This window comes from Mixta hanseatica (genome assembly GCF_023517775.1).
GTDB lineage: Bacteria > Pseudomonadota > Gammaproteobacteria > Enterobacterales > Enterobacteriaceae > Mixta > Mixta hanseatica.
On sequence record NZ_CP082904.1, the window covers coordinates 1,885,417 to 1,910,449 of the forward strand.

Genomic DNA, 25,033 nt, shown 5'->3' on the forward strand with positions numbered 1-25,033 from the left:
ACACTTTCAACTGCAACAACTGGCTGATAAGGCTTTAGAAATGAACAATGATCTCAATTTATTTTTACAAGAAGAGTTAAACAGAATCAACAAAGAGGAGCATCGTAATGACCGCCCTTACTTTGATTTTTCTTTCATAAGGCAGTACTCGGGACTTTATACTTTAATGTGTTTCCTGTTTGTTCTGACGATGGGGATCTTGCTGTATTCGGACTCATTTGGAACAACTGAGTACATTGTGTGCTGTCTGATTTTTGCAGTATGTAACTTCTTTTTCTTTTTTCATATCAACCCTTCTTATCAGGTCAAGGATATTGATAGGGGCGCATGGAAAAATTGTTATACCGGGGACTGGTTTATGGAAGTTTATGTCAGAGAAGAATTTATTCAGTCATTACTTAATGGTTCTATCCTGACTGAAGCAGAGAAAAAAACGTTAGTATCTCAATATGAGAAAAAAGGCCATCTTTATTTTGCGGATATTTATCGCCTCAGAAATAAATAACCTGCAACTAAAGGGCTGCATGCCAGCCCTTTAGTTACCCTCAGCGCGTGAAGCATAAAAGGTTGTATTCAGCACGTTGTTGGCAACGTTACGCTAGCGAACCTTAGGCAGATCGGAAAAGCGCGTGGTATAAGCCGGAGAGAGCATTTCCCGCTTCATCTGCCAGGGCTTTTCAATACCCTGACCGGCAAACCACAGCGCGCCTCGCCGCGACTGATTCAGGCTATCCATTACCTGCATCAGCGCTTCGCTGTTGGCCCGGGGCTGGATCTCATCAAACAACCCTGGCTGCGCCACGCCGCGATGATAAAAATCACCGAGTATGATGCCCGCTTTCGCATAGCGCGGCCCGCTCAGCCATATTTTTTCAAATACGCTCAGCGCCATTTTAATGATGTCGCGCGTGTCGTGAGTGGGAACCTGGCAGGTCATCGATCCCTGGCGGGAGCAATATTCGCCTCCGGTGTCATAACCGCTGGTACGGAAGAAAACCGTAACACAGCGACAGAACTGGCCCTCTTCGCGCAGTTTCGCCGCGGCCCGTTCGGCAAAAGCGCACAGTGACTGACGCACCTCATCCTTCGCCGTTACCTTAACCCCGTATGAGCGGCTGCAAACAATTTGCTGCCGGGCAGAGGGTGTCTCTTCCAACGCCAGGCAAGGTTCGCCGCGCAGTTCACGTACCGTGCGTTCCAGTACCACGCTGAATTTTTTACGTATCAGATGGGTATCCGCGTTCGCCAGATCCAGCACCGTTTTCATCCCCATGGCATTCAGGCGTTTGCTGATACGCGAACCCACTCCCCAGACATCGCTGACATTCGCCAGCGCCATCAGTTTCCGCTGGCGTTCGGGATCGGTAAGCACCACCACGCCGTCCGTCTTACGCCAGCGTTTAGCGGCATAGTTGGCCAGCTTTGCCAGCGTCATGGTGGGCGCAATGCCAACGCCCAGGGTTAAGTGGGTTTCACGCTGTACGCGGTTGCGTATCTCATGGCCCCACTCCTGCCAACCTACCAGCTTTTCCATGCCTTGCAGAAACAGCCATGCTTCGTCGATGGAATAAACCTCGGTTTTAGGCGCCATCTCTTCCAAAATAGTCATCACCCGCAGGCTCATGTCAGCATAGAGCGCATAGTTTGATGAAAACACCTGAACGCCGTGCTGCCTGAGAAAATCGCTAAATTTAAACAGCGGCGCGCCCATCGGGATGCCTAACGCTTTCGCCTCAGCCGAGCGCGAGATAATGCAGCCATCATTGTTAGAGACAACCACCACGGGTTTGCCCCATAAATCGGGCCGAAAAACGGTCTCTACCGAGGTATAAAAGGAATTAACGTCACAGAGCGCGAACATGGGCCGCTACCGTTTTATGCGCCCATTCTGCCGGGCAAATATCCGGCGCCTGCCGATCGTCAGGGAAGGGCAGTGTGCAGGGGTTAAGCAGGAAACATCCTGGCGGGCTGATATCGTCCGGTAACATCATTGGCGTTAAGTCCTGTTTTTGATTTAACTGTTTATCTATACAGTATTGCCGGCAAGCCGGTTAAATCAAGTTAAAACTATTGAACCTTAAAAACCACTATGCCGCTAAGCAAATAGCGGCAGCCCGTATCGGATTAGGCTTTTTCCTGCTGGCAATCCAGGAAATGTTTTACTGCGCCCAGCATGCCGGAATCATTGCCGTAGGTGGCAGTATCCACCTGTACATCAAGATCAAACCAGGCGAGATGATAATGAAGCTCCTCCAGGAAGCTTTCCCGCTCGGTAATGCCGCCGCCAAGGAAAATACATTGCGGATTAAATACGTGCGCCAGGTTATAAATGCCGCCGCACAGATCCTGATAGAAATTCGTTACTAACCGGCGGCAAATGGGATCGTTGTTATCGTAGCGGGAAAAGATCTCTTCACCGGTAATCTCTTCCTGCTTTTGACCGGTGTGCATGCTGTAGTTTTGCGTCAGGACACGCATGGTGCAGGTGGTATTCATGGTGTAGTGGCGTACATTTTCGCTGTTCGGCCGCGTACTTAGCAACGAGCCAAACTCGCCGGCGCGGCACTGCTTGCCACGTACCAGCGCATCGTTACAAAAAATAGCGCCGCCAACCCCGGTACCAATGGTCATCATTAAAAAGTCAGACATCTCCTGCGCTTTACCCAGCCAACGTTCAGCCAGCAGCGCGCAGTTGGCATCATTTTCTACGCTAACGGGCAGCGAACTTTTCCCACGCAGCCATTCACCAAGATGAAAATCATCAAAATCCCTGATGGCGCCGCCCATGGCAATATGACCGCTGCGCGGATCGACATAGCCCGGCGTGCTAACGGCAATACCTTCACATTCAGCGTGCTGCTTCAGCCAGGCCTGCACGCCGTCCAGGATCTCCTTGCCGGAGTGGTTCATAATATCTTTTTTATCCTGGGCGATGATTTCGCCTTTATCGGTAATAATACCCATTTTTAATGAAGTGCCGCCAATATCAAACGCTGCTATTTTCACGTCGTTTTCTCCTTAGGCTTTATTAATGAAAATCAGTATAGCGTAACGCGGGAAAAAGCCGGCGGGCGCGGAAATTAACACGTTTATCGTAAAAACCATGCCTCCTGAATAGCGCAGCGAGGATAAATAAAAACGCAGTTTTATCTTACTTAAAAAAATAACAAGCGGCCAGGCGCCTGTTAACGAAAAATAATGTAAATCTGATGAGTGTAACGGTAAATAAATACTCTGATATATTGACAAGGGCAATGTTGCGCAAATTTAACACCAGGCATAAAAAGAGCCGCAAGACAGGGCAAACTGGAGCAGGGCAACGATCAAAGGTGTGCGCGGCGGCAGATTCTTTTAAGATAGCCCGCTATCGGTTTTTTTACTGGAGAAAGTTCAATGAGCGCATTCGAAACGCTGTTTAAGCAGGGGAAAAACACCGCAGAGTTTATTGCGACCGGCACGCCGGAACAGATCGCCGACCTGCAGCGCTGGCAGGCAATGCTGGAAAGCCAGACTGAGGCGCTGGAAAAGGCGCTGGCGCCTGCGCAAGGGGTGGAAGGCCAGTTCCGGCTGCTGGTGGCCGCAGAGATGTGGTGCCCGGACTGTCATCGCAATATTCCGCCAATGGCGCTGCTGTGCCAGCGTCTGCCCAATATCGACATGGCCATTATTACCCGTGACGAAGCCGCACCTTTTATCGAGCTGCTGGGCGTGGATAAGGTAAAAATTCCGATGGCGGTGGTGCTGGATAACGCTTTTACGCCGTTAGGCGCCTTTATTGAACGTCCCGCCTCGGTGGTCAACGGCGATGCGCAGCAGCTGAAGGCCTATCGCCGCGGCGAGCGGTTAACGGAAACCATCAGTGATATCAGCGCGATAATTGCGGCGTAAAAGATGTCGGATAGGCTAACTGTTTGAAAAATAACCGCGGCATAAAGTGGAAAGTCAGCGGCGACGGGGCTTTGCTACACTCACTGCTGGATCCCAAACGCAATCTGAGGTGAATGAGTGAAAATTAAGAGCTATGCAGCGATGGAAGCCGGTAAGGCTTTAGAACTCTATGAATATGAAGCGGAATCGCTGAGCGCCGAAGATGTTGAAGTCGAAGTAGAATATTGTGGTGTTTGTCATTCTGATTTGTCGATGATCGATAACGAATGGGGCATTTCGCAATATCCCGTGATCGCCGGTCACGAAGTGATTGGGCGCGTTGCTGCGTTGGGCGAGGCGGCAAAAAATAAAGGTCTGTCCATTGGCCAACGCGTGGGCATTGGCTGGACGGCGAAAAGCTGTGAACACTGCGACGCCTGTATTACCGGCGATCAGGTAAACTGCCTGAACGGCAGCGTGCCGACCATCGCTAATAAAGGCGGCTTTGCTGAAAAGCTGCGCGCGAACTGGCAATGGGTTATTCCGCTGCCGGAGAAACTGGATCCGGCCTCTGCTGGTCCACTGCTGTGCGGCGGGATTACCGTTTTCAAACCGCTGCTGATGCATAACATCACCGCGACCAGCCGCGTAGGGGTGATCGGTATCGGTGGTCTGGGGCATATCGCGATTAAAATCCTGCATGCGATGGGTGCGGAAGTCACCGCATTCAGCTCAACGCCGGATAAAAAACAGTCGATTCTGGATATGGGCGCCGACCACGTTGTCAACAGCCGCGACCCGGAAGCGCTGACAAAACTGGCGGGTCAGTTTGATCTGATCCTTAGCACTGTTGCGGTGGATCTCGACTGGCAGCCGTACTTCGCGGCGCTGGCGCCGCGCGGCAAATTCCATACCGTTGGCGCAGTAATGAAACCTTTCGACGTCCCGGCGTTCAGCCTGATTCTGGGCGACCGCGCGGTAACCGGTTCCTCCACCGGTTCGCCGGGCCAGCTGCGTACGCTGCTGAAGCTGGCGTCGCGCACCGATATCGCGCCGAAAGTAGAATTCTTCCCGATGTCGAAAATCAATGACGCGCTGGATCACGTGCGTGCCGGTAAGGCTAATTACCGTGTGGTACTGAAAGCGGATTTCTGATTAACGCGAAGCGGGCACAGATAAGTCGGGCGGCGAGCGATCTCGCCGCCTTTTTTATCTTCAGGATTCGGTGGTGGTTTGCCAGGCCTGGCGCGCCCGCGCCTGACGGCGGCGCAGCGTCAGCCGCCAGAACACCGCCAGCAGAATAAACCAGATCGGCATAGCGCACAGCGCCGCCCGCGTATCCGCATCGAAAACCATAATCACCAGCGAAAACAGAAAAAACAGCAGGCTTAGCCAGCACATCACTCTGCCGCCCGGCATTTTAAACGTTGACTGCTGATGTAGATCCGGCCGACGTTGACGGTAAACCAGATACGCCACCAGAATCATGCCCCAGCTGTAAATCACCAGAATCGCCGCCAGCGTAGAAACAATGGTAAATAGCGTCATGACATTAGGCATCAAAAACAGCAGCAGCGTGCCGCTCAGCATACAGAAGCAGGAAAACAACAGGCTACGCACCGGTATCGCCGTTACGCGCGACAGCATGCGAAACTGGCGATGCGCATGTTTCTCAACCGACAAACCGTACAGCATGCGCGTGCTGGAATAGACGCCGCTGTTGGCAGAGGACATGGCGGAGGTCAGCGCGACAAAGTTGATCAGCGCGGCGGCGGCGGGCAGGCCCGCTTTATCGAAGAGCGTAACAAACGGGCTGGTTTCCGGCGAAACATGCTGCCAGGAGGTCACGGCAATAATCACCACCATCGACAGGACATAAAAAATAATAATGCGTAGCGGAATCGCCCGGATGGCGCGCGGCAGGATCTTATCCGGCGTTTTGGTTTCCGCCGTCATGGTGCCAAGCAGTTCAATGCCGGTATAGGAAAAAATGGCGATCTGAAAGCCGGCGAAAAAGCCGACCACGCCGTGCGGCATAAACACCGCTGGATCGGTCAGGTTATCCATCGAGGCGCGTACGCCGTCGGGCGACGTCCAGCCAATGGCAATCATCCACAGACCGGTCAGGATCAGCGCGATAATAGCGATTATCTTGATGATGGCGAACCAGAACTCCGCTTCGCCAAACATTTTTACCGACAGCAGATTAAAGACCAACAGCAGCGCCAGCGCGAACAGCGCCGGGATCCACGGCGACAGCGTCGGCAGCCAGTACTGCACATAGCCACCGCACACCACCACATCGGCGATACAGGTAACCACCCAGCTTAGCCAGTATGACCAGCCAAGAAAAAAGCTCGCTTTTGGTCCCAGATAATCTGAAACGAAATCGGCAAAGGAACGGTAATCCAGCCGGGTTAGCAGCGCTTCGCCCATCGCCCGCATCACCATATACATAAAAAAGCCGACCACGATATAGGTAATCAGAATAGAGGTGCCGGAAACGGCGATGGTTTTACCGGCGCCCATAAACAGGCCGGTGCCGATTGCGCCACCCAGAGAAATTAACTGGATATGCCGTTCGCTCAGGCCGCGTTGCAGCTTCTGCGGCGCGCTTTGCTCACTTTCTGGTCGTCGCGATCGCGGTGGGTGTTTTACGGTCATGGCTTCTCCTCTTATAACGGCTGACCATGAAAAAAACCGGATTTCGGGCAAACACGCCCCCTCCCCGTGATAGACAGGGATCAGGCGCAACAGCGCGCCAGGAGCAGGGCGGGTTGTCCGGATAATGGACGATATTCAGCGGACTACGGGCGGCTTCATTTCCAACAAATTGAAAAGAAAGCGATTTCTGATTCGGCGAAGAATCAGCCGGTACAACAGTAGCTGGCGGGTTAATGCTGGCTGGCGAATTTTACATTGTCAACTCTGTAAAATAACGAAAATTTAACTTTTTGATCGCTTTCAACTTTCTGAAAATTCAGGAAAAATCTTTTTTATGCATAAAAAGTGCATAAATCATGCATAAAAACGGCACGCTTATGGCCTGCCATAAAAGTAACTAATTATTCATCTCTGTTGCGATTGCTTTACGCAAAAACAATTTTTTCCCTCAGACGGAAAAATTCATCGGCGATAATTAGTGGTAAATTCATCAGCGCATAGTGATATGCAGGTCATTTCCACGGTTTAACAATATAAATAACTTTGTTCAAAAAGGTTTGTTATGGAAAAGCTATCTTACGCGTCAGAAAGCGGTACATCGGCCTGGAACACCTACCTTCAGCAAATCGATCGCGTTGCCCCTTATCTGGGTGATTTATCGCGCTGGATTGATACGCTGCGCCATCCGAAACGTGCCCTGATCGTTGATATTCCCCTACAGATGGATGACGGAACCATCCGCCATTTTGAAGGTTTTCGTGTTCAGCACAATCTTTCCCGCGGTCCAGGTAAGGGCGGTATTCGTTACCATCCTGACGTGGACCTGAATGAAGTCATGGCGCTCTCTGCCTGGATGACGATCAAATGCGCCGCGGTAAACCTGCCTTACGGCGGGGCGAAAGGCGGCATTCGCGTCGATCCTTTTTCACTGTCAGAAGGCGAGCTGGAACGCTTAACGCGCCGCTATACCAGCGAAATCGGCCTGATTATCGGGCCGCAGCGCGACATCCCGGCGCCGGACGTCGGCACCAACGGCAAAGTGATGGCGTGGATGATGGATACCTATTCCATGAACCACGGCACCACCATTACCGGCGTGGTTACCGGCAAACCGATTCACCTGGGCGGCTCGCTGGGCCGCGAAAAAGCGACCGGGCGCGGCGTGTTTGTCACGGGTCGTGAAGTGGCGGGGCGTGCCGGTATTGAGATCGAAGGCGCTAAAATCGCCGTGCAGGGCTTTGGTAACGTCGGCAGCGAAGCCGCTCGCCTGTTTGCTGAAGCGGGCGCGCGCGTGGTGGTGATCCAGGATCATACCGCCACGCTGTTTAACGCCGACGGCATTGATCTGCAGGCGCTTAGCGCATGGCAGAACAGCCACAAACAGATTGCCGGTTTCCCCGGCGCCCGCAAAATCGATAGCGAAGAGTTCTGGACCACGCAGATGGATATTCTGATCCCGGCGGCGCTGGAAGGGCAGATTACGCGTGAACGCGCCGAGAAGCTCAGCTGTAAGCTGGTGCTGGAAGGGGCGAACGGCCCAACCTATCCCGATGCCGACGATATCCTGAAAGCGCGGGGCATTACCGTGGTGCCAGATGTGATCTGTAACGCCGGCGGGGTAACGGTCAGCTACTTTGAGTGGGTACAGGATATGGCCAGCTTCTTCTGGAGCGAAGAGGAGATCAACGCGCGGATGGACAAGATTATGACCGAAGCGATGGTGCATGTCTGGGATAAAGCGATTGAGAAAAGCTGTACGCTGCGTACTGCTGCCTATATCGTCGCCTGTGAACGCATCCTGATGGCGCGTAAAGATCGCGGTATCTATCCAGGCTAAGCGGCCATTGCGACGCGCTGTCGCTATTACGGCGCCAGGCCCGTCAGTTTCTGACGGGCCAGTTATGCGCATCAGTCAGCTGCTTTGGCTGGTGCGTTTCCGATTCTGTTTAGCGTATTTGCGTCCTGCCCTGGCGCGGCTCAGGGCGTGGGCGAACAGCACCACATCCTCACGCAGCCAGAGCCGAACGGAAAGCGGGGCGTGATTCAATGCCTCAGGCAGCGATACGCCGTCGATGGCGCCGCGATTACAGATAGCGCGAATCAAATCGCTCTCGTTGACACCCGCATACCGGGCAAACTCCGGGGCGGTTAAATGATGGCGACTCATACTTTCTCCTTAAGCCAGCTTCGGTCAATGGTTAATAAAATTTAGCTTAAGGTTATTTTTTATCCTTTTTACTGCCAGTATTATTGATCCACGTCAGGAAGTATCGCACTCAAAGGTAAAGATTCCTTTAGCGTTTCGCTTGTTGAAACAGCGGGTTAACAGAAAGAAAGGCGCGTCAGGGCGAAGAAGAGCGTTGCGCTGAAATAGCGGGGAAACCTGATAAGTCGCTGTTGTCGCTTCAGGTTATCTGTAGGATCGCGCCAGGCGCTTTTAACATCTGGAACAGCTGCTGCTGGCTGGCATCCGTGACCTCCTGCGTTTCCCAGCCGTGTCGCCAGGTTAGATGATGGATATGTCCCAGTTGGCGCCACAGCGTGATAGCAGAGGCGGCCAGCGAGCAGCTCTCGTCGCTCTGCAGGCATTCAAAGGTGGTGTGGCTCTCCTCATCCAGCGCGTTAATAAAAACGTGCGTGGCCGCTGCAGGGATCACCGCCCGCAAATCCTCCAGCATATCAGCGCTGACGGGAGCGGAAAGACGCAGGATAAATGTCGTTGAACTCACGTTTACCTCTCTGATGGCTGTACTGTTATCAGAATGGTACGACAAGAAGCAAAAGCCGGCGCGCTTTTTCTGGTAGGCGACCTTTGCTAACAACGGGCAGGGGAGCAGGAAACGATCAGCCCTGGCGGAACAGGGCTGAACGATTTATTTCGCCGCGTAGGCTTCGGTAGAGATAGTCAGCGTGATTTCATCGCTCACGGCAGGAATATACTGCTTCAGATTAAAGTCGGAGCGTTTTACCGTCGCCGTGGCGTCAAAGCCAATCGCCTGCTTCTTCATCATTGGATGCTCGCCCTGTTTATTCAGCGTAGCGTGCAGGGTAACCGGACGGGTCACGCCTTTGAGCGTCAGGTCGCCCTGCACATCGTAGCGCTGGTTGCCTTTGCTGATAACGCGGGTGCTGCGGAAAGTGGCCGTTGGGTAAGTGCCGGTATTGAAATACTGATCGCCTTTAAATTCGGTGGTGAGCGCCTCAACGTGCGTATCGATATGGGTTAACGGCAGCGTCACCTCAACCTTTGAGGCTTCCGGGTTGACGCTATCAAAAACCAGCGTGCCGCTGGTGCCGGAAATATCCGCGGTCGGATGAGAAAAACCAAAATGCGACCAGCTCATCACCACCGAGGTATGCTCCGGATTCAGCTGGTAGGTCTGCGCTTCAGCGTGGCTGAACTGCGTCCAAAGGCCCAGGCTTAATACCAGCGGCGTGGCAATTTTCTTCATGCTCAACATAACGACAATCCTGCAGTCACTAAAAAGGAATTTAAGTGTGGTCGCTGACGGCAAGAATCGAAAGCAAAGATAATTGTTTTTGTTTTTCAAATAATTTGAAGGAAACAAGGCGGCAGGTAAGACGGGATAAAAAGACCCGCTGTCGACGGGTCTGAAAACAGTTGAAGCGCATTTCGGCCCTTTAGATTAAGGCGCGGATAACTAGCGGCCCGGGCCGCCGTGATGGAATCCGCCGCCGCCATGACCGCCGCCCGGTCCGCCCCAGCCAGGGCCCCACCAGACGCAGCCGCTTAATGATGCGGTCAGTAGCGCCGCCGTTAACAACATAAATAGTTTTTTCATGATTACCTCCAGCAAGTGGGCGCGATTCTAAGATAAAAAAAAGCGCCTTAAACCAGGTGGGCAGCTGATTTTCACTTTCCTGACGTTTTGCTGTGTTTTTCCTGCGACGCAGGCGTGAAGGCCCGCACTACCACAGGTTTGCTATATTTACTAAAAACAGAGGAGGTAATAATGGACGTGAATATCGAGAAACATCAGACCGCTAACGGTGATTATGAATACCGAGCCAGCTGCGACCAGCCCAGCTATCGCTTTACGCTGATTGGCAAAGGGAAAAACGCCACTGAAGCGGACAAAAACCTGCGGCAGAATCTTGAAGAGATGAAAAACCGCCTCGATGAGATCATTGAGATCAGTAAGGTTTCCGCCTGACGGCTAACTTTCTGTCGCGGTAATCCCTGGCAATAAAAGCAGGCCGGGCTGCACCATGCCGCCCGGCCTGTGGTCTATTTACGGTTAGCGGAAAGCTGCTGCAGCACGGTAAGCTGCGCCGTCGCTTCCGCCTGCTCTTTAGATGACTGCGCTAGCCGACGTACTTCACCCGCGACCACAGCAAAGCCGCGTCCCGCTTCACCCGCACGCGCGCTTCTAACGCCGCGTTCAGCGATAACAAATTGGTCTGGAAGGCGATATCGACGATGCCGGACGAGATCTGCTCCAGATCGTCCAGGCCCTGACCCAGGCGCAGCTGGGCCTGCTGGCTTTGCGTGGCGACATCGCTGCTCGAACGAATGCAGCTTTCCGCCAGCCCCAGCGTTTCATTCTGACTGCTGACCAGTGCCGACAGCGCCTGGTTTACCTGCTAAAAATTGGTCCAGGGCGACACGAATATTATTAATATTCCTGCGCCGTTTTTGTTAAGCCCGACGGAGAAAGCGTTGTCGGCAGATAAAGGAGAGTTGCGGCAAAAGCGTTCTCTTATCGGCAAAGAAAATAAAATATTTAGAGTCGGGATAAATAAAATTAATTCTCTTGATAAACCCAAAGGGTAATTGAGGGAATATATTAACAATATTACGCGGAATATAATAACCTTGCGGGTGAAAGAGGGCCGCGGCAACCGCTTTTATAATCCTGTCGATAAAAATAACTTTCTTCAGGTTTGCATTATTTTTGTTACCGTATAACCAGATGTCGTTATAATAACCCCAGCACACTAACACTGGCGATGTAAAAGACGTCGTTAATGTTGCGCCTGTGTTTGCCGATATAGCTAAGGACGGCGATAAAACCGTTTTAATCCAGAACCTGCAACAACGTCGAAGTGAATCGTCACTCCCTGTCAGGATGAGCGGGTAATGCCGGCTTCTCGGGACATGCTTTTGTCGGAGAATTGCCCTTGTCTAGCAAAAATACACGAACATCCTGGTTCGAAACGGATGCGCAGGGCGCTGCCAGCGCCACCAGCAGCAGCTACTATTACTATGCGCCGGTTGCCCACTACAGCTCCAGCGAGGCTGCGGTACAGCTTACCCGTAGCGGGCTAAGCTGGAACGGCTATAAAGTGTATAACAAGCCGGTCGCGCTCAGCTTCTCGTTTCCCGATAATTTGACTGCCTCGCCGCGCGGCGATAAAGGCATTGTCGCTTTTAACAGCGAGCAAAAAACGGCAGCGCTGCAGTCTTTGCAGTCATGGGCCGATGTCGCCAATATTAAATTCACGCAGGTCAGTAGCGGCGCACGGCTCACCTTTGCCAACTATACGCAGTTCGCCAGCGGCCAGCAGGCGAACGATCAGGCTTATGCGTATCTGCCCGGCAGCAGCAAGGCGGCGGGGACGATGTGGTTTAACTACAACATGACCAACGTGCGTGAACCGGAACATCATGAATATGGCCGCCAGACGCTGACCCATGAAATAGGCCATGCGTTAGGGTTAAGCCATCCGGGCAACTATAATAGCGGCTATGGCGTTATTTCCTATAGCACCAGCGCCGCTTATGTTGAAGATTCACGCCAGTACTCATTAATGAGCTACTGGAGCGAAGTGAATACGGGCGCTAATTTTTACGGTCACTATGCCGTTTCGCCGCTGCTGCATGATATTGCTGCTATTCAGCGCCTGTACGGCGCAAATATGGCCACGCGCACCGGCAATACCGTTTACGGATTTGGTTCAAATAGCGGGCGCGACTATTACAGCGCGACCCAAAGCAGCGATGTGATGATTTTTTCCATCTGGGATGCGGGCGGCAACGATACGCTGAACGTTTCCGGCTATCGTCAGAATCAGCTGGTTAACCTTAACGCACAGACTTTTTCTAACGTAGGCGGTCTGATTGGCAACGTCTCAATCGCATTGGGCGTGGTGATAGAAAACGCCATTGCTGGCGCCGGCAACGATACTCTTATCGGGAACGCGGCAGCCAACGGCCTGCGCGGCAACGCTGGCAACGATATGCTGTACGGTAATGACGGCAACGACGCCCTGTATGGCGACAGCGGCAGCGACAGGCTGTACGGCGGTAACGGCAACGATACGCTGTATGGCGGTCTTGATATTGATACGCTGTATGGCGATGGCGGGCTCGATCGACTCTACGGCAATGACGGCAACGATGTGCTGTATGGCGGCCTCGGCAACGATACGCTGTACGGTGAGAACGGCAATGACCGGCTGTACGGCGGCGAGGGTGATGATGTGCTATATGGCGCAAGCGGCATCGATACGCTGTACGGTGAAAACGGCAATGATCGGTTGTACGGCGGCGAAGGCGACGATGCACTGTACGGCGGCAACGGCATCGATACGCTGTATGGCGAAAACGGTCACGATCGGCTGTTTGGCGGCGAGGGCAACGATTTGCTGTACGGCAATAACGGCAACGATACGCTGTATGGTGAAAACGGCCACGATCGGCTGTTTGGCGGCGAGGGCAACGATATGCTCTATGGCGGCAACGGCAATGACACGCTGTACGGCGAAAACGGTAACGACCGGCTGGAAGGCGGAGCAGGGAACGATCGTTTATACGGCGGCGGCGGGCTGGATAAGCTCTACGGCGGCGCAGGCAGCGATCTGTTTATCTTCACCAGCGCGAAAGATTCGCTGCCGGGGCTGCGCGATTTACTTGGCGATTTCACCAGCGGAATCGATAAAATCGACCTGTCAGCGCTGGACAGCCGTGCGCATCCACTGCACTTTACCTCGAAGTTTAGCGGCAGGCTGGGCGAAATGCAGATGACCTGGGATGTCACCACCCATCTGACGCATTTGAAACTCAACCTGGCGGGCGACATCCAGCCGGAGATGATTATTGATATTGCTGCGCGACCCAATCTGCATCTTGATGTGATTGTTTAAAAAGGGCGCAGTCCCGAGCGGCCGTTCGGGTTGAATAGCCCTCATCTGCTACGCTTACAGAGAAGTCAATTTTCTTAGCGTAAAAATGGAGGATGCATGGGACTGTTAAGCTTTGTGAAAGATGCAGGAGAAAAACTGTGGGATGCGGTAACCCATAACCCGCAGGAACAGGATGCAAAGCTCAAAGAGCATCTACAGAAAACCGGCGTGCCGGATGCCGATAAGGTGCAGGTCGAAGTTAAAGATGGCCAGGCGACGGTGACCGGTGATGGGTTGAGCCAGGAAGCGAAAGAAAAAATCCTGGTGGCGATTGGTAACGTAGCCGGCATCAGCGGGGTGGATGATAAAGTCTCTGTTTCACAGCCCGCGACGGAAAGCCGTTTTTACACCGTGAAGAAAGGCGATACGCTGAGCGCTATTTCGAAAGAGATGTACGGCAACCCCAACGAGTACAATAAAATTTTTGAGGCCAACAAGCCAATGCTGAGCAGCCCCGATAAGATCTACCCGGGCCAAACGCTGCGTATTCCGCAATAACGATTCAGGCCCGCCTTCCGGCGGGCTTTTTAGTGCCAGCCCTCCTCTTTACGGCTATATCTTCCTTTATGTTCACGCCAACGCCTGCTGCGCACGGGTTGCCAGCCTATAGCCATGCTAATGAAAGGGTTATATCGATTAATATATTCGATTGTTAGCATAAATAAAAAGCGTATAGTGAGGGGGACCGGAGGTTAGCGTAATGTTAAGAAATCACTTAAAGATTCAGGAAAGCGATACGCTGGAACGCGTGGAAGAGATTCATTTGGAAAACCGTGGACAGGAAGATATCACCATATGGTCGATAAAAGGGCCGGATGGCCGTCTGAAAGGGCGGGTCACGCTGTTTGATAAATTTTGTAACCGCCGCTCCTGGCCGGTTAACTATCGCATTACCCAACATGACTGCAGCGGCAACGTCGTCATTGATAAACTGACCGACAGCCTGTAGCGCGCAACGGCGTGAAAAAAGAGGGCCTCAGGCCCCCTTTTTTCTTGCTATCCTGTCAGCTCCTTCAGGGGGCGAACACCGCCCGCAAACAGCCATCTTCCTTGTGTTTAAACATCTCATAGCCGCGCGGCGCCTCTTCCAGCGAGAAGCGATGGGTAGCCATAAATGCCGGATTCAGCTCGCCTTTGGCGACATGATCCAGCAGACGATGCATATAGCGCTGGCCGTGCTGCTGCGCGGTGCGGATGGTCAGGCTTTTGTTAATCATCAGCCCCAGCGGAAACTTATCCATCACGCCATAGACGCCCAGAATAGAGATGTTGCCGCCTTTACGGCAGGAGTAGAGCGCCTGACGCAGCGCCGCGCCCACGTCCGTCTCCAGATGCAGCAGCTGCTTGGTGCGATCGTACACCTGAGTCAGCCCTTCGCCGCGCGCCTCCATGCCGACCGCATCAATACAGCTGTCCGGGCCGCGTCCGCCGGTCAACTCCAGCAGCGCCTCATGAATATCCGCCTTGCTGTAATCCAGCGTAATGGCTCCCGCGTAATCGCGCGCCATCGCCAGCCGCTCCGGGAAACGATCGATGGCGATCACCTGATGCGCGCCCATCAGCCAGGCGCTCTGCATCGCCATCAGACCTACGCCGCCGCAGCCCCAGACCGCCACGGTATCGCCCGGATGAATATTACAAAAATCCGCGCCCATATAACCGGTCGGCGCCGCATCTGATAAAAATAGCGCCTGTTCGTCGCTAACGCTTTCCGGCACGACAAAACAGTCGTTATCGGCAAAGGGCACGCGCACATATTCCGCATGCGAGCCGGCATAGCCACCAAAGGCGTGGCTGTAGGCGTAAATCCCGCCGGTAGCATGGCCCAGCACCGGCTCGCCCTGTTCCCAGTGCGGATTAGTGTTATCGCAGCAGGAGGGCAGTTGGTGCTGGCAATACCAGCAGGAGCCGCAGGAGATAAAAGAGGGCACCACCACGCGATCGCCGCGCTTAATGTTTTTAACCGCGCTGCCGATCTCCACCACTTCGCCCATAAATTCGTGACCCAGAATATCGCCTTCGCGCATGGTCGGGATCAGGCCGTCAATCACGTGCAGATCGGAACCGCAGGTGGTGGTTAAACGCACTTTGATAATGGCATCATGCGGATTCAGCAATGCGGGATCCGCTACGCTTTCCACTCGTAAATCATTCACGCCGTTCCAGCATAAAGCTCGCATTACGCCTCCTCATCTTTTCGTTCTGCATGACGACCCGCAGGCTGTCCGTCAAGGCTGGGGATCTCGCCGGTTTCCGCCAGGCTTTTAAAGCGGTGCAGCGCCTTACTGAGCTGCTCTTTGGGGAACAGATCGAGCAGGGCGGTGACTTTTTTACCTAACGCGCCGCCTGGCGGGTTAAAGCGCAGCGTCAGCGTGAGCTCGGTACCCCATTCGCCGGGAGCAGGACGAAACTGCAGCATGCCTTCATTTGGCACATCGGCGCCATCCAGCGATTCCCAGGCGATAACCACGCCCGGCTGTTGCTCGACGATGCGGCTGCGCCAGCGATAGCTTTTCTTCAGCGGTCCTTTGATTTGCCACTCGGCGTCGGTTTCATCGATCACCGTGATCTGAGCAAAATGCGCCATAATGCGCGGCAGCGTGGCGGGATCGCGCCAGAGTTCATAGAGTTTATCGGCGGGTTTACCGATGGTTATCCAGCGACGCAGCTGGGTTTCATGGGCATCGTGAGTGCCCGTGACCTGTACTTTCTTACTCACAAAACCTCCGGTTATTAACAGTGGTTGTGATGCAGTCGGGAAGGGGAACGGCTTCGCCTGTTCCAAATAAACAGCCCCCGCGCCGGTGGCCGGCGCGGGGGCTGTTTTCAGAACAGATGGAAATGGTGACGCAGACTGAAGATGCTCCAGTAGATGACGGAAGCAACCAGATAAGCCCAGCAGCCCCAGTAGGCCACCGGCTCGCGTTTGTTTTTCTCTTTCGGCAAATTGATAAATAAATAGAGCGCAGCGGCAATCAGCGCAATAAAGTAAAATATTTTCAATTTATTCTCCTTTTTCCTTGGCCTGTCCGAACATAGCGTTGTAAAAGCTATAGCACAGAAGCGCAAATAAGGAGAAATAAACGGCAGAAATCACCCGGCAAAGATTAGGCGAAATAATGCCTTACTGCTTTAACCACCGTTCCAGCGCCGCGGCTTTCAACGGGGCTGAACAGTAAAAACCCTGTACTTCATCGCAGCCCAGCGACTGTAGCTGCTCGTAGGTGTCTTTATCCTCGACGCCCTCTGCCAGCACCACATAATCCAGATCCTTCAGCATGCTGATTACGTTACGTACGATAATGCCACTGGCGGTATCGTGCTGAAGACGGCTGATCAGCGAACGATCCAGCTTGATCACATCAATCGGAATACGGCGCAGGTAGCTGATATTGCTGTAGCCGGAACCGAAGTCATCCAGCGAAATCTTAAAGCCGCGCAGCTTCAGCATATCAAAACCGTGCAGCGCGTTGGGGCTGGCGTGGATCTCTTCCGTTTCCAAGCACTCAATGCCCAGATATTCCGGCGTCAATCCGCAGCGCAGCAACCGCTCCTCCTGGCGGTCGGCAAAGCCGGGGCGACAGATATCAGAGACGCTGACATTAACCGATACCGGCAGATGAATACCTTTTTGCGCCCAGCGCTGCAGCTGCCTGATAGCGCTGTCCAGCACCCAGTCGGTCAGTTCCGCCATCAGGCTGGTGCCCGCCGCCAGCGGAATAAAGCGGCCGGGCGGGATCTCGCCATCCACCGGATGCTTCCAGCGCAGCAGCGCCTCCAGGCCGACAGTTTTGCCGGTATGCAGGCAAATCTTCGGCTGATAGACCAGGTAAAGCCCATAGCGTCCCCGCACCGCGCGCGCCAGATCGTTCAGACGCTGAAACTCCTGGTTACGCTTTTGATCGTTTTCGCTATCGAACAGCTGGAAAAAACTTTGCTGGGCAATCGCCTCATGCAATGCGCTGAGCGCCCGGCGCAACGCCTCCATCGGCGACAGCATTCGCGGTGAAAATAGCAACTCTCCGACGCGAACCTGCAAATCAATGGTGATGGTATCGCCGAGACAGGCATTGATGCCGCGCAGCTTTTCGCTGCAGAGTTTGCTGTCCAGCCCCTCTTCGCTATGGGTTAACAGCGCAAAGCGGCCGTGATTAATCAAATAGAGCATGGGCTCTTTGCCGTTATTGCTCAGCCGCTGATGCAGCACCCGCGTCAGCTCATGCAGCAGACGTTCTGAGGCGGCGATACCCAATGTGCGCGCGACATCAAAAATATGCTGCGGATCGATGCAGTCAATCATTAACAGGCGCCACTGCTGATCGGGCAGCACGTCGGCACTTAACTCCAGATCGCGCAGTAAACGCTGACGGTTGGGCAGGCCGGTAATGGTATCGATATAACCGTTAGCATACCAGGCATCGAGAAAGGCGACGGTCAGGCGCGCCAGCATGGTGAGCGTGACCTGTTGTTCCTCAGTAAAGATGCGCGGCTGCGTATCGGTAACGCACAGCGTGCCGATCACGTTATCTTCACCGGAGATCAGCGGCGCGCCGGCATAAAAACGAATAAAAGGCGCGCCGCGCGTCAGCGGATGCTGCTCGAAGCGCGGGTCTTGCCAGGTATCCGGACAGACCAGCAGCTGTTCACACTGAACGGTATGGCGGCAGAACGCCTGTTGTAGCGAGGTTTCCGTAAGCGGAAACGCTTGTGCAGCCCTGATGTACTGCCGATCGTCATCAAGAATCGATACAAAGCAGCTGGGAATACCTAACAGTTGACTGGTGAGCAATGTGAACTGGCTAAGAATCTCATCCCGGCAGCGGTCATTTTTTTTCAGCAGTTCCAGTGCTGCCCGCCTCTTGCTATTTAATGTTTTTATTTGGCTAAGCATAGTTGTCCGCCTGGCGTCGGAACGGAAAAATTAAAAGGGAATGATTATACTTAACGAGTTATCGGCGCGGGCGGTCTTTGCTTTAATTTTACTTTTGCGCCAGGTTTAACAGGGGAGGAGAGAAAATGAAACGTGATGCACTGAGTGAAGACTATTATGACGAAGTTTGCCGGGTGATTGGCGATGCGGTGATTGTGCTGGCGGAAAGCGGCCTGAATACCGAGCGCGAAACGCTCGCCAGTTTACTGTGGCAAACGCGTCAACGTCGCCTGGATAGCGATCGCGACGAGCAAAAAGTGCTGGAACATGCGATCCGTCTGATTAAGCCCTGAGCCGCCCGCCGCTTCAGGCTTGACGCAGCGGCAACGAGGGAAACTCGGTCACTAAAAAGTGACGCAGATGATCAAGACACCATTCAGCATCCTCGCTGCGCTGACAGCAAAAGGCGAGGGTGATTTTCTTGCCGCTTACGCCGCCCATCTCAAGTTCAGACCAACTCCATTTCAGCGCGGAACGCGCATAGCCCACCATCGCGCCATCGCTGATATGGTTTGCTATCTCCTGTTTCGCCAGATAAGCCCAAAAATAGTCATCCAGGCTCACGGCATCCACCGTTAACGAGGCGGGCAATCCCGGCCGGAAAGTAAAATCTACATAGCCGCTTATGCCGCCGGTGAGCTGGCGATAATCACAGCCCAGCGTCATAAACAGCCCATCCTGCAAATTTACCTCCTCCAGCAGGCGCCGCAGGTTAGGCGAACGTCTGGCTTCCTCTATCTCATCAATGCGCTGCGTCTCGTGCGTTAAGTCGATACCGCCATGATTAACGCTACCATCGCTATAGCTTTCCGGCGGATAGGGGAAAATAACGAAGCGATCGTGTTGTGTTTCCTGTTCCATGCTGACATCTCGTTCAAGGTGGCTTTAGGGTATCGGCGGCCTTACTTGCCGCAGGTCCAGGTAATCATCCGATCCTGCTGGGGATCGATAAGGCGGAACTGCTTATCGGACAGGCGCTGCGCCAGATAACCTTCTTTGGTAACCGCTGCCGGGATATAGCGGGTGCGATCGGTAGAGTGAAGCGGTCCGCTTTCCACTTTAACCTCATCCGTGGCCACGCTAAAGGAATTGACCAGATCAAACACGGTACCGTGGGTAACGTTGCCTTCCTGACCGTAAATCGAGGCGACTTTGCCAGGACACTCAACGCCCTGCGGGCCGGAAGAGCAGGCAGCCAGCAAAAAGGGAAGCGTGAACACCATCACTCGCAGCATATTCATGGCCTTTTCATCTTATCGCTTTTCCTGCCGTATACAAGACAGGACCGGCGCAGCAGCGCGCTGCGCTTTGAACAGCATAGCATCCACCCGCAGAAATGAGGGAATACGCTGCCGCTGCGCCAACTGAACCAGTGAAAAAAAGTGACTTAACTTGGTTTAACGCGATAAATTTGGCAAACTGTGCGCCCTCTCACGAAAGGGAAACGCGGAATGAAAGAAGAAGAAGCCAGTCTGATGCTGATTCGCCATGCTATTGATAACCTGCCACAGCCCCAGAAAGCGCAGGTAGAGAGCTGTATTAGCAAGATAAAACAGACCCTGAGCGAATACGAGGAAGAAGATGCCGGGCTGGCGCTGATGCTGGTGGCGGCGGAAATTGCCGCTGAGTAACGTAAAACTGGCACAAATTTTGAACGGATCTGAAAGCCGCGTTATGCGGCTGTTATTCTCATCGGTAACGTTAGCGGTTCATCTCTTTTACCAGCCAGGCGTGAATCACCGTAACCATGTAGCGCTGTTGTTCGGCGCTTAGCGGCTGATGGGCGGCAATGCGGTGCCACTTTTCCAGGCAGCTCCGACAGCAGGTCGCGGTGGCGTGTTGCGCAATAAATACCGGGTGCCCGCGCATCGGCGTTTGTTTACCATCGTTACGCGGCTCGGCAGCAGCCAGACGCTGCGCGATAAACTCCGCCGCATGTCGATCAATCACCTCCGGCCCTTTTTCCAGACAATATTGCCGTTCCTTACTTCCCAGCCGAAAGCGACGACGAAACGTCGAGGCATCCAGGCGCTGAAACAGCCGATCAAGTTCAGACATAGATAGCTCCTGTTAATCACATCGATGTTAATGCCGTCGTCAGCGTTGTCAAATCGACGATTGCCAGGGCTTGCTCAGAAATTTCAGCAAAAATTTGCGCCAGATCAGCACTGCGGTTCGCGTTTCTGCCGATCGCAGGCTATGGATAATAGTGAATATTTTTGTACTTACGCTGAGGATGAATGCGTTATGAAGAAATTATGGTTAGCGGCGGGATTGCTTACGCTAGTTACGTCGTCTGCCTGGAGCGAAACCGAATTTCAGATCACCTGTCCGGGACGGGCGGTGATGACCATATCACGTGCGCAATATGGCCTGACCACGCTAATGTGGCCGCAACGCCATTTCCAGGTCGCGTCCGGTCAGACGCGCCATACCATGGAAAATGGCGCCAGGATTGCCATCACCCGTTTCCGCAATGGCGATCGGTTGATCATCAATCAGAGCAACGGCGAAGTGTGGTTCGCTTATCATAACACCAGCAAGCTGCTGCCCTGTAGCCGTAGCGCGAAACGTGAAGTGGAAGCTATCACGCTGGAGCGTTTTGACGACCGCAACCACATCAATTCTTAACCTTGAGCGCACGGCGTGGCGGATGTTGCTAACACCGGGTGGCCGCTGATGCGCAGGCTGGCCTGACCGCGAGCCACGCTCAGCGCGCCCTGCGCGCCTAACGGCAGCGTGACCGTCGCCTGGTCATGACCAAAATCGAGCCCGTCGATAACCGGCAGGCCGGTCAGCTCGCGGATACGCTGCCAGACGGTAGCAAAGCCGAAGCCGTTATCATATTCGGAAGGTTTAACGCCGGTAAAACTGCCGATGACAATTGCTCGCTGGCGCGCCAGAATACCGCACTGATGCAGCTGGAGCAGCATGCGTTCGGTGCGGAACGGGTGCTCATTGATATCCTCGATCACCAGAATACCGTCATTGATAACCGGCATCCACGGCGTGCCGACGAGCGTCATGATCATCGCCAGATTACCGCCCCAGAGCGTGCCGGTCAGCGTTGGCAATGACGGCGTGCTGCTGGCCCACGTCAGGGTAAATTCAGGTGAGGTTAACGCTTGCCAAAAGTGATTCCAGCTAAATTCAGACAGCGCTGGCGCACCGAAATTGCCGCACAACATCGGCCCGCTAAAGGTGATCAAACCCGAATGCGCCAGCAGCGCCAGCTGCAGCGCGGTAAAATCGCTATGGCCGCATAGCGCGACCGGCTTACCTTGCAGCTGCTGCCGCAAACCCGCGTAGTCAACCTGATCCAACAGCCGCGTCACGCCATAGCCGCCGCGCACCGTCAGGATAATATCCGGCAGCGGACTAAGTCGCGCCAGCGCATTGATATCCTGCAGGCGTTCAGCGTCGCTGCCGGCGAAACGTTGGAAGCGGCGGCAGGTTACCGCCTGGTTGATGACCTGATGGCCCGCCTGTTCCAGCCGCTGGATGCCCAGCGCGGCGGCAGGCTGATTATGACAGTAACCGGAAGGCGCAATAAGATGGATAGTTCGGGGCGTGTGCGGATGCATTTATCGGGACTCCTGTTTCTTTTCCTGCGGTCCAGCTGGCGTGATAATGACGAAAAACCAGCTTAAAGTCATCATTTGTCACACTTTATTCAGCAATTCGGACAAGTGGACATTTTTAAAAGCGAGCCGCTAAGTAAGATGGGGCGCAGCAATCAGGCTTCGAGGAACCCTACAGCGTGAAAATCAGGATGCTGGTGCTCTCAGCACTGTTACTGGCGGGCTGTGCCAGTAAAACCACTCGCCATACTGCCCCGGAGCGGCAGACGCCTTTAACCAAAGCTGCGCCAACGCACGTTGCGCAAGCCTGGTCGATGTTTACGGAAAACGCCGCCAGCCATTATGGCGTTGATGAGCGTTTGATCAGCGCGATTATCAGCGTTGAGTCGGGCGGCGATCCGGATGTGGTCAGCCGTTCGAATGCCGTTGGCCTGATGCAAATCAAAGCCTCAACTGCCGGGCGTGAAGTTTATCGCGCGCAGGGAAGGCATGGACAGCCATCAACGCGCGAGCTGCGCGATCCGGCCAGGAATATTGATATTGGCACCGCCTATATTCGTCTACTGCAACAGCGGGCGCTGGCCGGCATTCGCGATCCGGAAACGTTGCGCTACGCCACTATTGTCTCTTACGCCAACGGCGCGGGCGCGCTGTTGCGTACCTTCTCCCAAGACCGCCAGCAGGCGATCGCCATGATTAACGAGATGTCGCCGGATGAGTTTCGACGCCATGTGCAGACCCGACATCCGGCTGCACAGGCGCCGCGTTATTTGTGGAAAGTGAATACCGTTTATCGCACTATCTGACGTCGAGGGTCATTCCGCTGGCCCTCTTCCTCTTCATTAGAGGCCTTTTCCGTCATGTTCAGTTCCGGCAAGGTACCGCCGGTAAACTGCACGTGACGGATCGGGAAGGCGAAATGCACATCCAGCGCTTCCAGCCGCTCCATCAGCTGCAGGTTAATCTCCTGCTGAATATCCATATATTTGTTGTAATCGGCATCGGTAACGAAATAGATCACTTCATAGGTCAGCTGGGAAACATCAAAAGAGAGGAAGTGCGCACGATCGAAACGCGTTTGCTCCACGCCCTGAATAATCTCTTTAACGATGCCGCCAATCTGACGCGCCTTCTCTGCGGGCGTGTTATAGCTGATGCCAAAGCGGAACTGGATACGGCGCTCCTGCATACGCTTGTAGTTGTGGATGGTTTGCTGCAGCAGCACGGCGTTAGCGCAGACCACCTGTTCACCACTGAGGCTGCGAATGCGCGTGGTTTTCAAACCGATATGTTCGATTGAGCCGGCAATATCGCCAAAAACGATAAAGTCGCCAATTTCAAACGGCTTATCCAGCCCGATGGCCAGCGAGGCGAAAACATCGCTCAGTACGGTTTGAATCGCCAGCGCGACCGCAATACCGCCCACCCCTAAGCTGGCGACCAGCGCAGTAATATTGACGCCCATATTTGACAGGATCGCCAGCATCATAATCGCCCAGATAAATATCCGCAGCATGATGCCCAGGATCACCATGGTAACCGGATTACGCACGTGGGTGGGATCGCGTAGCATATTCCTTAGCCACAGACGCACGCCGCAGTCCAGCCACAGCGCGAACTGCAGCATCAGCGCGATAAACCAGCCGTGAGAAATATTGCGGTGCCAGGTGGAGGGCAGGTCGATAAATTTAATCGCAATCAGCAGGGAAAAGATAAACAGCAGCAGGCGACTGGTGGTGCGCAACATCTCAACGGCGATGTTATAAAAGCGCGAACGGTGATCGTTTTCAAAACGTCCAAGACGGGAACTGATGAAGCCAATCAGCGAGCGCAGCACCCAGTAAATAATCGCGGTGCCGGCAACGACGATAACCGTATTGAACCAGAACGTTTGGTTAAACAGCAGTGACAGATTCCGGTCGGAAAACAGATTTTCCATTGGGGAGCATCTCCTTACGGTTGATTGAGCGGCCTAAAATCAACACTAAGCCTGGCTCAGGCGGGTGCCCTTTGCCAGGCCGGGAGATGAACATCTCTTAACGGAAGCGCATCGCCTTTTCACGCGCGACGCGTTCAAGGGCAAAAATAATCTGCTGTAGCTGGCGCTCCTGCGCCGGACCAAGGGAAGTAAAACGGAAACTCAGGCGTGGTGTCGATACCGTCTCGTTTTTACTGCTGACGGTAGTCCGTGCGCCCACGTGCAATAGCTGCGCATCTACCTGCAGCTCGCCATATTCACCCATATCCAGCCGCATGCCGCGCCAGATATCGCCGCTGGGAAGGTTCTCCGGCATTTCACCTTCCACCAGTACGCCCACGCCGCCCAGCGAAATATCCTGTAAGCGCAGACGCGCTTTGCCGCCTTCCGGCCAGGTGGCGTGACAGTAAAATATTGGGTCCAGCGGCGCGCTGATGCGAAAATATTCACGACGCTGAATCTGCAGCAGCTCTGCGGGCAGCGGGGCGCTGAAAGCGGGCAGGCCGCCAAAGTGCGCTTCGTGCAGCTGTTCCAGGCTGAATTCAACTTTCGCGCCTTTCATTTCAGCGTTGACGCGCAGGCTGTGCATTTCCAGCGTCACCTGATTATCGTAATCATTGCTGCCGTAATCGATCACCAGCAGTTCTTTATCAACGGACAGGATACGGCTGATAAACTGACCGCGCGCATGGGAAATCATGATCGGCGTGGCGTCACGCTCGATATCGCGCAGTACGCCCAATACTGCCAGCGTGCCGCGTTTGTAATATTGCTCATTGTCTGGCTCTTTCACTTCCCGCTCCAGTCTGTTGCTAAAAATTGCTGTAATCATCGTTATCCGCTGTTTATCGGCACTGAGGCGCCGAA

General features: G+C 53.9%; 30 protein-coding genes and 1 pseudogene. 12 read left to right on the top strand and 19 right to left on the bottom strand.

Features of this window, described 5'->3' with window-relative positions; genetic code table 11:
• Positions 1 to 40: 40 nt before the first annotated feature.
• On the top strand, positions 41 to 505 hold the full coding sequence (locus K6958_RS09140) for a YlaC family protein (protein WP_249894343.1): 465 nt from the start codon (positions 41 to 43) through the stop codon (positions 503 to 505).
• Positions 506 to 598: 93 nt separating this feature from the next.
• On the opposite strand, the gene umuC is transcribed toward K6958_RS09140, so the two are convergent.
• The 3 genes from umuC to K6958_RS09155 form a co-directional block, all read right to left on the bottom strand.
• Positions 599 to 1,861 (bottom strand): translesion error-prone DNA polymerase V subunit UmuC, encoded by a 1,263-nt coding sequence (gene umuC, locus K6958_RS09145; protein WP_249894344.1) that lies wholly within the window; start codon positions 1,859 to 1,861, stop codon positions 599 to 601.
• The gene (locus K6958_RS09150) at positions 1,845 to 1,991 is read right to left on the bottom strand and encodes a hypothetical protein (RefSeq protein ID WP_249894345.1); all 147 of its coding nucleotides are present in this window, start codon (positions 1,989 to 1,991) and stop codon (positions 1,845 to 1,847) included. The genes umuC and K6958_RS09150 overlap by 17 nt, the downstream gene beginning before the upstream one ends.
• A 133-nt stretch (positions 1,992 to 2,124) precedes the next feature.
• The gene (locus tag K6958_RS09155; RefSeq protein WP_249894346.1) at positions 2,125 to 3,006 is read right to left on the bottom strand and encodes an ROK family protein; all 882 of its coding nucleotides are present in this window, start codon (positions 3,004 to 3,006) and stop codon (positions 2,125 to 2,127) included.
• Positions 3,007 to 3,393: 387 nt separating this feature from the next.
• On the opposite strand from K6958_RS09155, the gene K6958_RS09160 reads away from it, so the two are divergent.
• Both K6958_RS09160 and ahr read left to right on the top strand, forming a co-directional pair.
• Positions 3,394 to 3,888 (top strand): thioredoxin family protein, encoded by a 495-nt coding sequence (locus K6958_RS09160; protein WP_249894347.1) that lies wholly within the window; start codon positions 3,394 to 3,396, stop codon positions 3,886 to 3,888.
• A gap of 141 nt (positions 3,889 to 4,029) precedes the next feature.
• Positions 4,030 to 5,022, top strand: a complete 993-nt coding sequence (gene ahr, locus K6958_RS09165) for an NADPH-dependent aldehyde reductase Ahr (RefSeq protein ID WP_249894650.1) — start codon at positions 4,030 to 4,032, stop codon at positions 5,020 to 5,022.
• A gap of 60 nt (positions 5,023 to 5,082) precedes the next feature.
• Here the strand turns inward: ahr and K6958_RS09170 are convergent, their stop codons facing one another.
• Entirely contained in the window at positions 5,083 to 6,531 is a 1,449-nt protein-coding gene (locus K6958_RS09170; protein ID WP_249894348.1) for an amino acid permease, read from the bottom strand.
• A 562-nt stretch (positions 6,532 to 7,093) separates the two neighbouring features.
• On the opposite strand from K6958_RS09170, the gene K6958_RS09175 reads away from it, so the two are divergent.
• Entirely contained in the window at positions 7,094 to 8,368 is a 1,275-nt protein-coding gene (locus tag K6958_RS09175) for a Glu/Leu/Phe/Val family dehydrogenase (RefSeq protein WP_249894349.1), read from the top strand.
• Positions 8,369 to 8,443: 75 nt separating this feature from the next.
• On the opposite strand, the gene K6958_RS09180 is transcribed toward K6958_RS09175, so the two are convergent.
• The 4 genes from K6958_RS09180 to K6958_RS09195 all read right to left on the bottom strand — a co-directional run bounded on the left by K6958_RS09180 (position 8,444) and on the right by K6958_RS09195 (position 10,334).
• A complete protein-coding gene (locus K6958_RS09180; protein WP_249894350.1) occupies positions 8,444 to 8,698 on the bottom strand; it encodes a hypothetical protein in 255 nt (84 codons plus the stop codon).
• A gap of 238 nt (positions 8,699 to 8,936) precedes the next feature.
• Complete coding sequence (locus tag K6958_RS09185) at positions 8,937 to 9,260, bottom strand: hypothetical protein (RefSeq protein WP_434085203.1); 324 nt, start codon at positions 9,258 to 9,260, stop codon at positions 8,937 to 8,939.
• A gap of 144 nt (positions 9,261 to 9,404) precedes the next feature.
• Positions 9,405 to 9,992, bottom strand: a complete 588-nt coding sequence (locus K6958_RS09190) for a YceI family protein (RefSeq protein WP_249894351.1) — start codon at positions 9,990 to 9,992, stop codon at positions 9,405 to 9,407.
• Positions 9,993 to 10,193: 201 nt separating this feature from the next.
• Complete coding sequence (locus K6958_RS09195; protein WP_249894352.1) at positions 10,194 to 10,334, bottom strand: hypothetical protein; 141 nt, start codon at positions 10,332 to 10,334, stop codon at positions 10,194 to 10,196.
• A 171-nt stretch (positions 10,335 to 10,505) separates the two neighbouring features.
• On the opposite strand from K6958_RS09195, the gene K6958_RS09200 reads away from it, so the two are divergent.
• Positions 10,506 to 10,706 carry a hypothetical protein gene (locus tag K6958_RS09200; protein WP_249894353.1) on the top strand — a complete coding sequence of 67 codons (201 nt, stop codon included), beginning with the start codon at positions 10,506 to 10,508 and terminating at the stop codon, positions 10,704 to 10,706.
• Between the two features lie 116 nt (positions 10,707 to 10,822).
• On the opposite strand, the pseudogene K6958_RS21315 reads toward K6958_RS09200, so the two are convergent.
• Positions 10,823 to 11,121: pseudogene (locus tag K6958_RS21315) on the bottom strand (methyl-accepting chemotaxis protein); the annotation flags it as partial.
• Between the two features lie 552 nt (positions 11,122 to 11,673).
• Here K6958_RS21315 and K6958_RS09210 point away from each other — a divergent pair.
• The 3 genes from K6958_RS09210 (at position 11,674) to K6958_RS09220 (ending at position 14,626) form a co-directional block, all read left to right on the top strand.
• Positions 11,674 to 13,638: a M10 family metallopeptidase C-terminal domain-containing protein gene (locus K6958_RS09210; protein ID WP_249894354.1), complete on the top strand. Its 1,965-nt coding sequence runs from the start codon at positions 11,674 to 11,676 to the stop codon at positions 13,636 to 13,638.
• 96 nt (positions 13,639 to 13,734) lie between these two features.
• Complete coding sequence (lysM, locus tag K6958_RS09215) at positions 13,735 to 14,175, top strand: peptidoglycan-binding protein LysM (RefSeq protein WP_249894355.1); 441 nt, start codon at positions 13,735 to 13,737, stop codon at positions 14,173 to 14,175.
• Between the two features lie 202 nt (positions 14,176 to 14,377).
• Positions 14,378 to 14,626: a hypothetical protein gene (locus tag K6958_RS09220; protein ID WP_249894356.1), complete on the top strand. Its 249-nt coding sequence runs from the start codon at positions 14,378 to 14,380 to the stop codon at positions 14,624 to 14,626.
• A gap of 64 nt (positions 14,627 to 14,690) precedes the next feature.
• Here K6958_RS09220 and K6958_RS09225 read toward each other — a convergent pair whose 3' ends face one another.
• The 4 genes from K6958_RS09225 to K6958_RS09240 form a co-directional block, all read right to left on the bottom strand.
• On the bottom strand, positions 14,691 to 15,857 hold the full coding sequence (locus K6958_RS09225; RefSeq protein ID WP_249894357.1) for a zinc-dependent alcohol dehydrogenase: 1,167 nt from the start codon (positions 15,855 to 15,857) through the stop codon (positions 14,691 to 14,693).
• On the bottom strand, positions 15,857 to 16,396 hold the full coding sequence (locus K6958_RS09230; protein ID WP_249894358.1) for an SRPBCC family protein: 540 nt from the start codon (positions 16,394 to 16,396) through the stop codon (positions 15,857 to 15,859). Before K6958_RS09230 ends, K6958_RS09225 begins: the two co-directional genes overlap by 1 nt.
• A gap of 107 nt (positions 16,397 to 16,503) precedes the next feature.
• A complete protein-coding gene (locus K6958_RS09235) occupies positions 16,504 to 16,680 on the bottom strand; it encodes a hypothetical protein (protein WP_249894359.1) in 177 nt (58 codons plus the stop codon).
• 121 nt (positions 16,681 to 16,801) lie between these two features.
• Entirely contained in the window at positions 16,802 to 18,568 is a 1,767-nt protein-coding gene (locus K6958_RS09240; protein WP_249894360.1) for a sensor domain-containing phosphodiesterase, read from the bottom strand.
• Between the two features lie 125 nt (positions 18,569 to 18,693).
• On the opposite strand from K6958_RS09240, the gene K6958_RS09245 reads away from it, so the two are divergent.
• Positions 18,694 to 18,900 carry a DUF2767 family protein gene (locus tag K6958_RS09245; RefSeq protein ID WP_249894361.1) on the top strand — a complete coding sequence of 69 codons (207 nt, stop codon included), beginning with the start codon at positions 18,694 to 18,696 and terminating at the stop codon, positions 18,898 to 18,900.
• Between the two features lie 13 nt (positions 18,901 to 18,913).
• Here K6958_RS09245 and K6958_RS09250 read toward each other — a convergent pair whose 3' ends face one another.
• Positions 18,914 to 19,468: a hypothetical protein gene (locus K6958_RS09250; protein ID WP_249894362.1), complete on the bottom strand. Its 555-nt coding sequence runs from the start codon at positions 19,466 to 19,468 to the stop codon at positions 18,914 to 18,916.
• A gap of 41 nt (positions 19,469 to 19,509) precedes the next feature.
• Positions 19,510 to 19,842, bottom strand: a complete 333-nt coding sequence (locus K6958_RS09255; RefSeq protein WP_249894652.1) for a hypothetical protein — start codon at positions 19,840 to 19,842, stop codon at positions 19,510 to 19,512.
• Between the two features lie 216 nt (positions 19,843 to 20,058).
• Here K6958_RS09255 and K6958_RS09260 point away from each other — a divergent pair, with 216 nt between their 5' ends.
• Positions 20,059 to 20,238, top strand: a complete 180-nt coding sequence (locus K6958_RS09260; protein WP_249894363.1) for a hypothetical protein — start codon at positions 20,059 to 20,061, stop codon at positions 20,236 to 20,238.
• A gap of 70 nt (positions 20,239 to 20,308) precedes the next feature.
• Here the strand turns inward: K6958_RS09260 and K6958_RS09265 are convergent, their stop codons facing one another.
• Positions 20,309 to 20,665 (bottom strand): DUF4186 domain-containing protein, encoded by a 357-nt coding sequence (locus K6958_RS09265; protein WP_249894364.1) that lies wholly within the window; start codon positions 20,663 to 20,665, stop codon positions 20,309 to 20,311.
• Positions 20,666 to 20,854: 189 nt separating this feature from the next.
• Between K6958_RS09265 and K6958_RS09270 the strand changes: the two genes are divergently transcribed.
• Positions 20,855 to 21,238 carry a hypothetical protein gene (locus tag K6958_RS09270; protein WP_249894365.1) on the top strand — a complete coding sequence of 128 codons (384 nt, stop codon included), beginning with the start codon at positions 20,855 to 20,857 and terminating at the stop codon, positions 21,236 to 21,238.
• Here K6958_RS09270 and ldcA read toward each other — a convergent pair.
• Positions 21,235 to 22,191, bottom strand: coding sequence for a muramoyltetrapeptide carboxypeptidase (ldcA, locus tag K6958_RS09275; protein WP_249894366.1), 957 nt, complete (start codon positions 22,189 to 22,191; stop codon positions 21,235 to 21,237). The genes K6958_RS09270 and ldcA overlap by 4 nt on opposite strands.
• A gap of 188 nt (positions 22,192 to 22,379) precedes the next feature.
• Here ldcA and emtA point away from each other — a divergent pair, with 188 nt between their 5' ends.
• Positions 22,380 to 22,994, top strand: a complete 615-nt coding sequence (emtA, locus tag K6958_RS09280; protein WP_249894653.1) for a membrane-bound lytic murein transglycosylase EmtA — start codon at positions 22,380 to 22,382, stop codon at positions 22,992 to 22,994.
• On the opposite strand, the gene K6958_RS09285 is transcribed toward emtA, so the two are convergent.
• Together K6958_RS09285 and K6958_RS09290 are read right to left on the bottom strand one after the other, a co-directional pair.
• Complete coding sequence (locus K6958_RS09285) at positions 22,979 to 24,127, bottom strand: mechanosensitive ion channel family protein (protein WP_249894367.1); 1,149 nt, start codon at positions 24,125 to 24,127, stop codon at positions 22,979 to 22,981. The genes emtA and K6958_RS09285 overlap by 16 nt on opposite strands.
• A 97-nt stretch (positions 24,128 to 24,224) precedes the next feature.
• Complete coding sequence (locus K6958_RS09290) at positions 24,225 to 24,959, bottom strand: flagellar brake protein (protein ID WP_277614722.1); 735 nt, start codon at positions 24,957 to 24,959, stop codon at positions 24,225 to 24,227.
• Positions 24,960 to 25,033 lie beyond the last annotated feature (74 nt).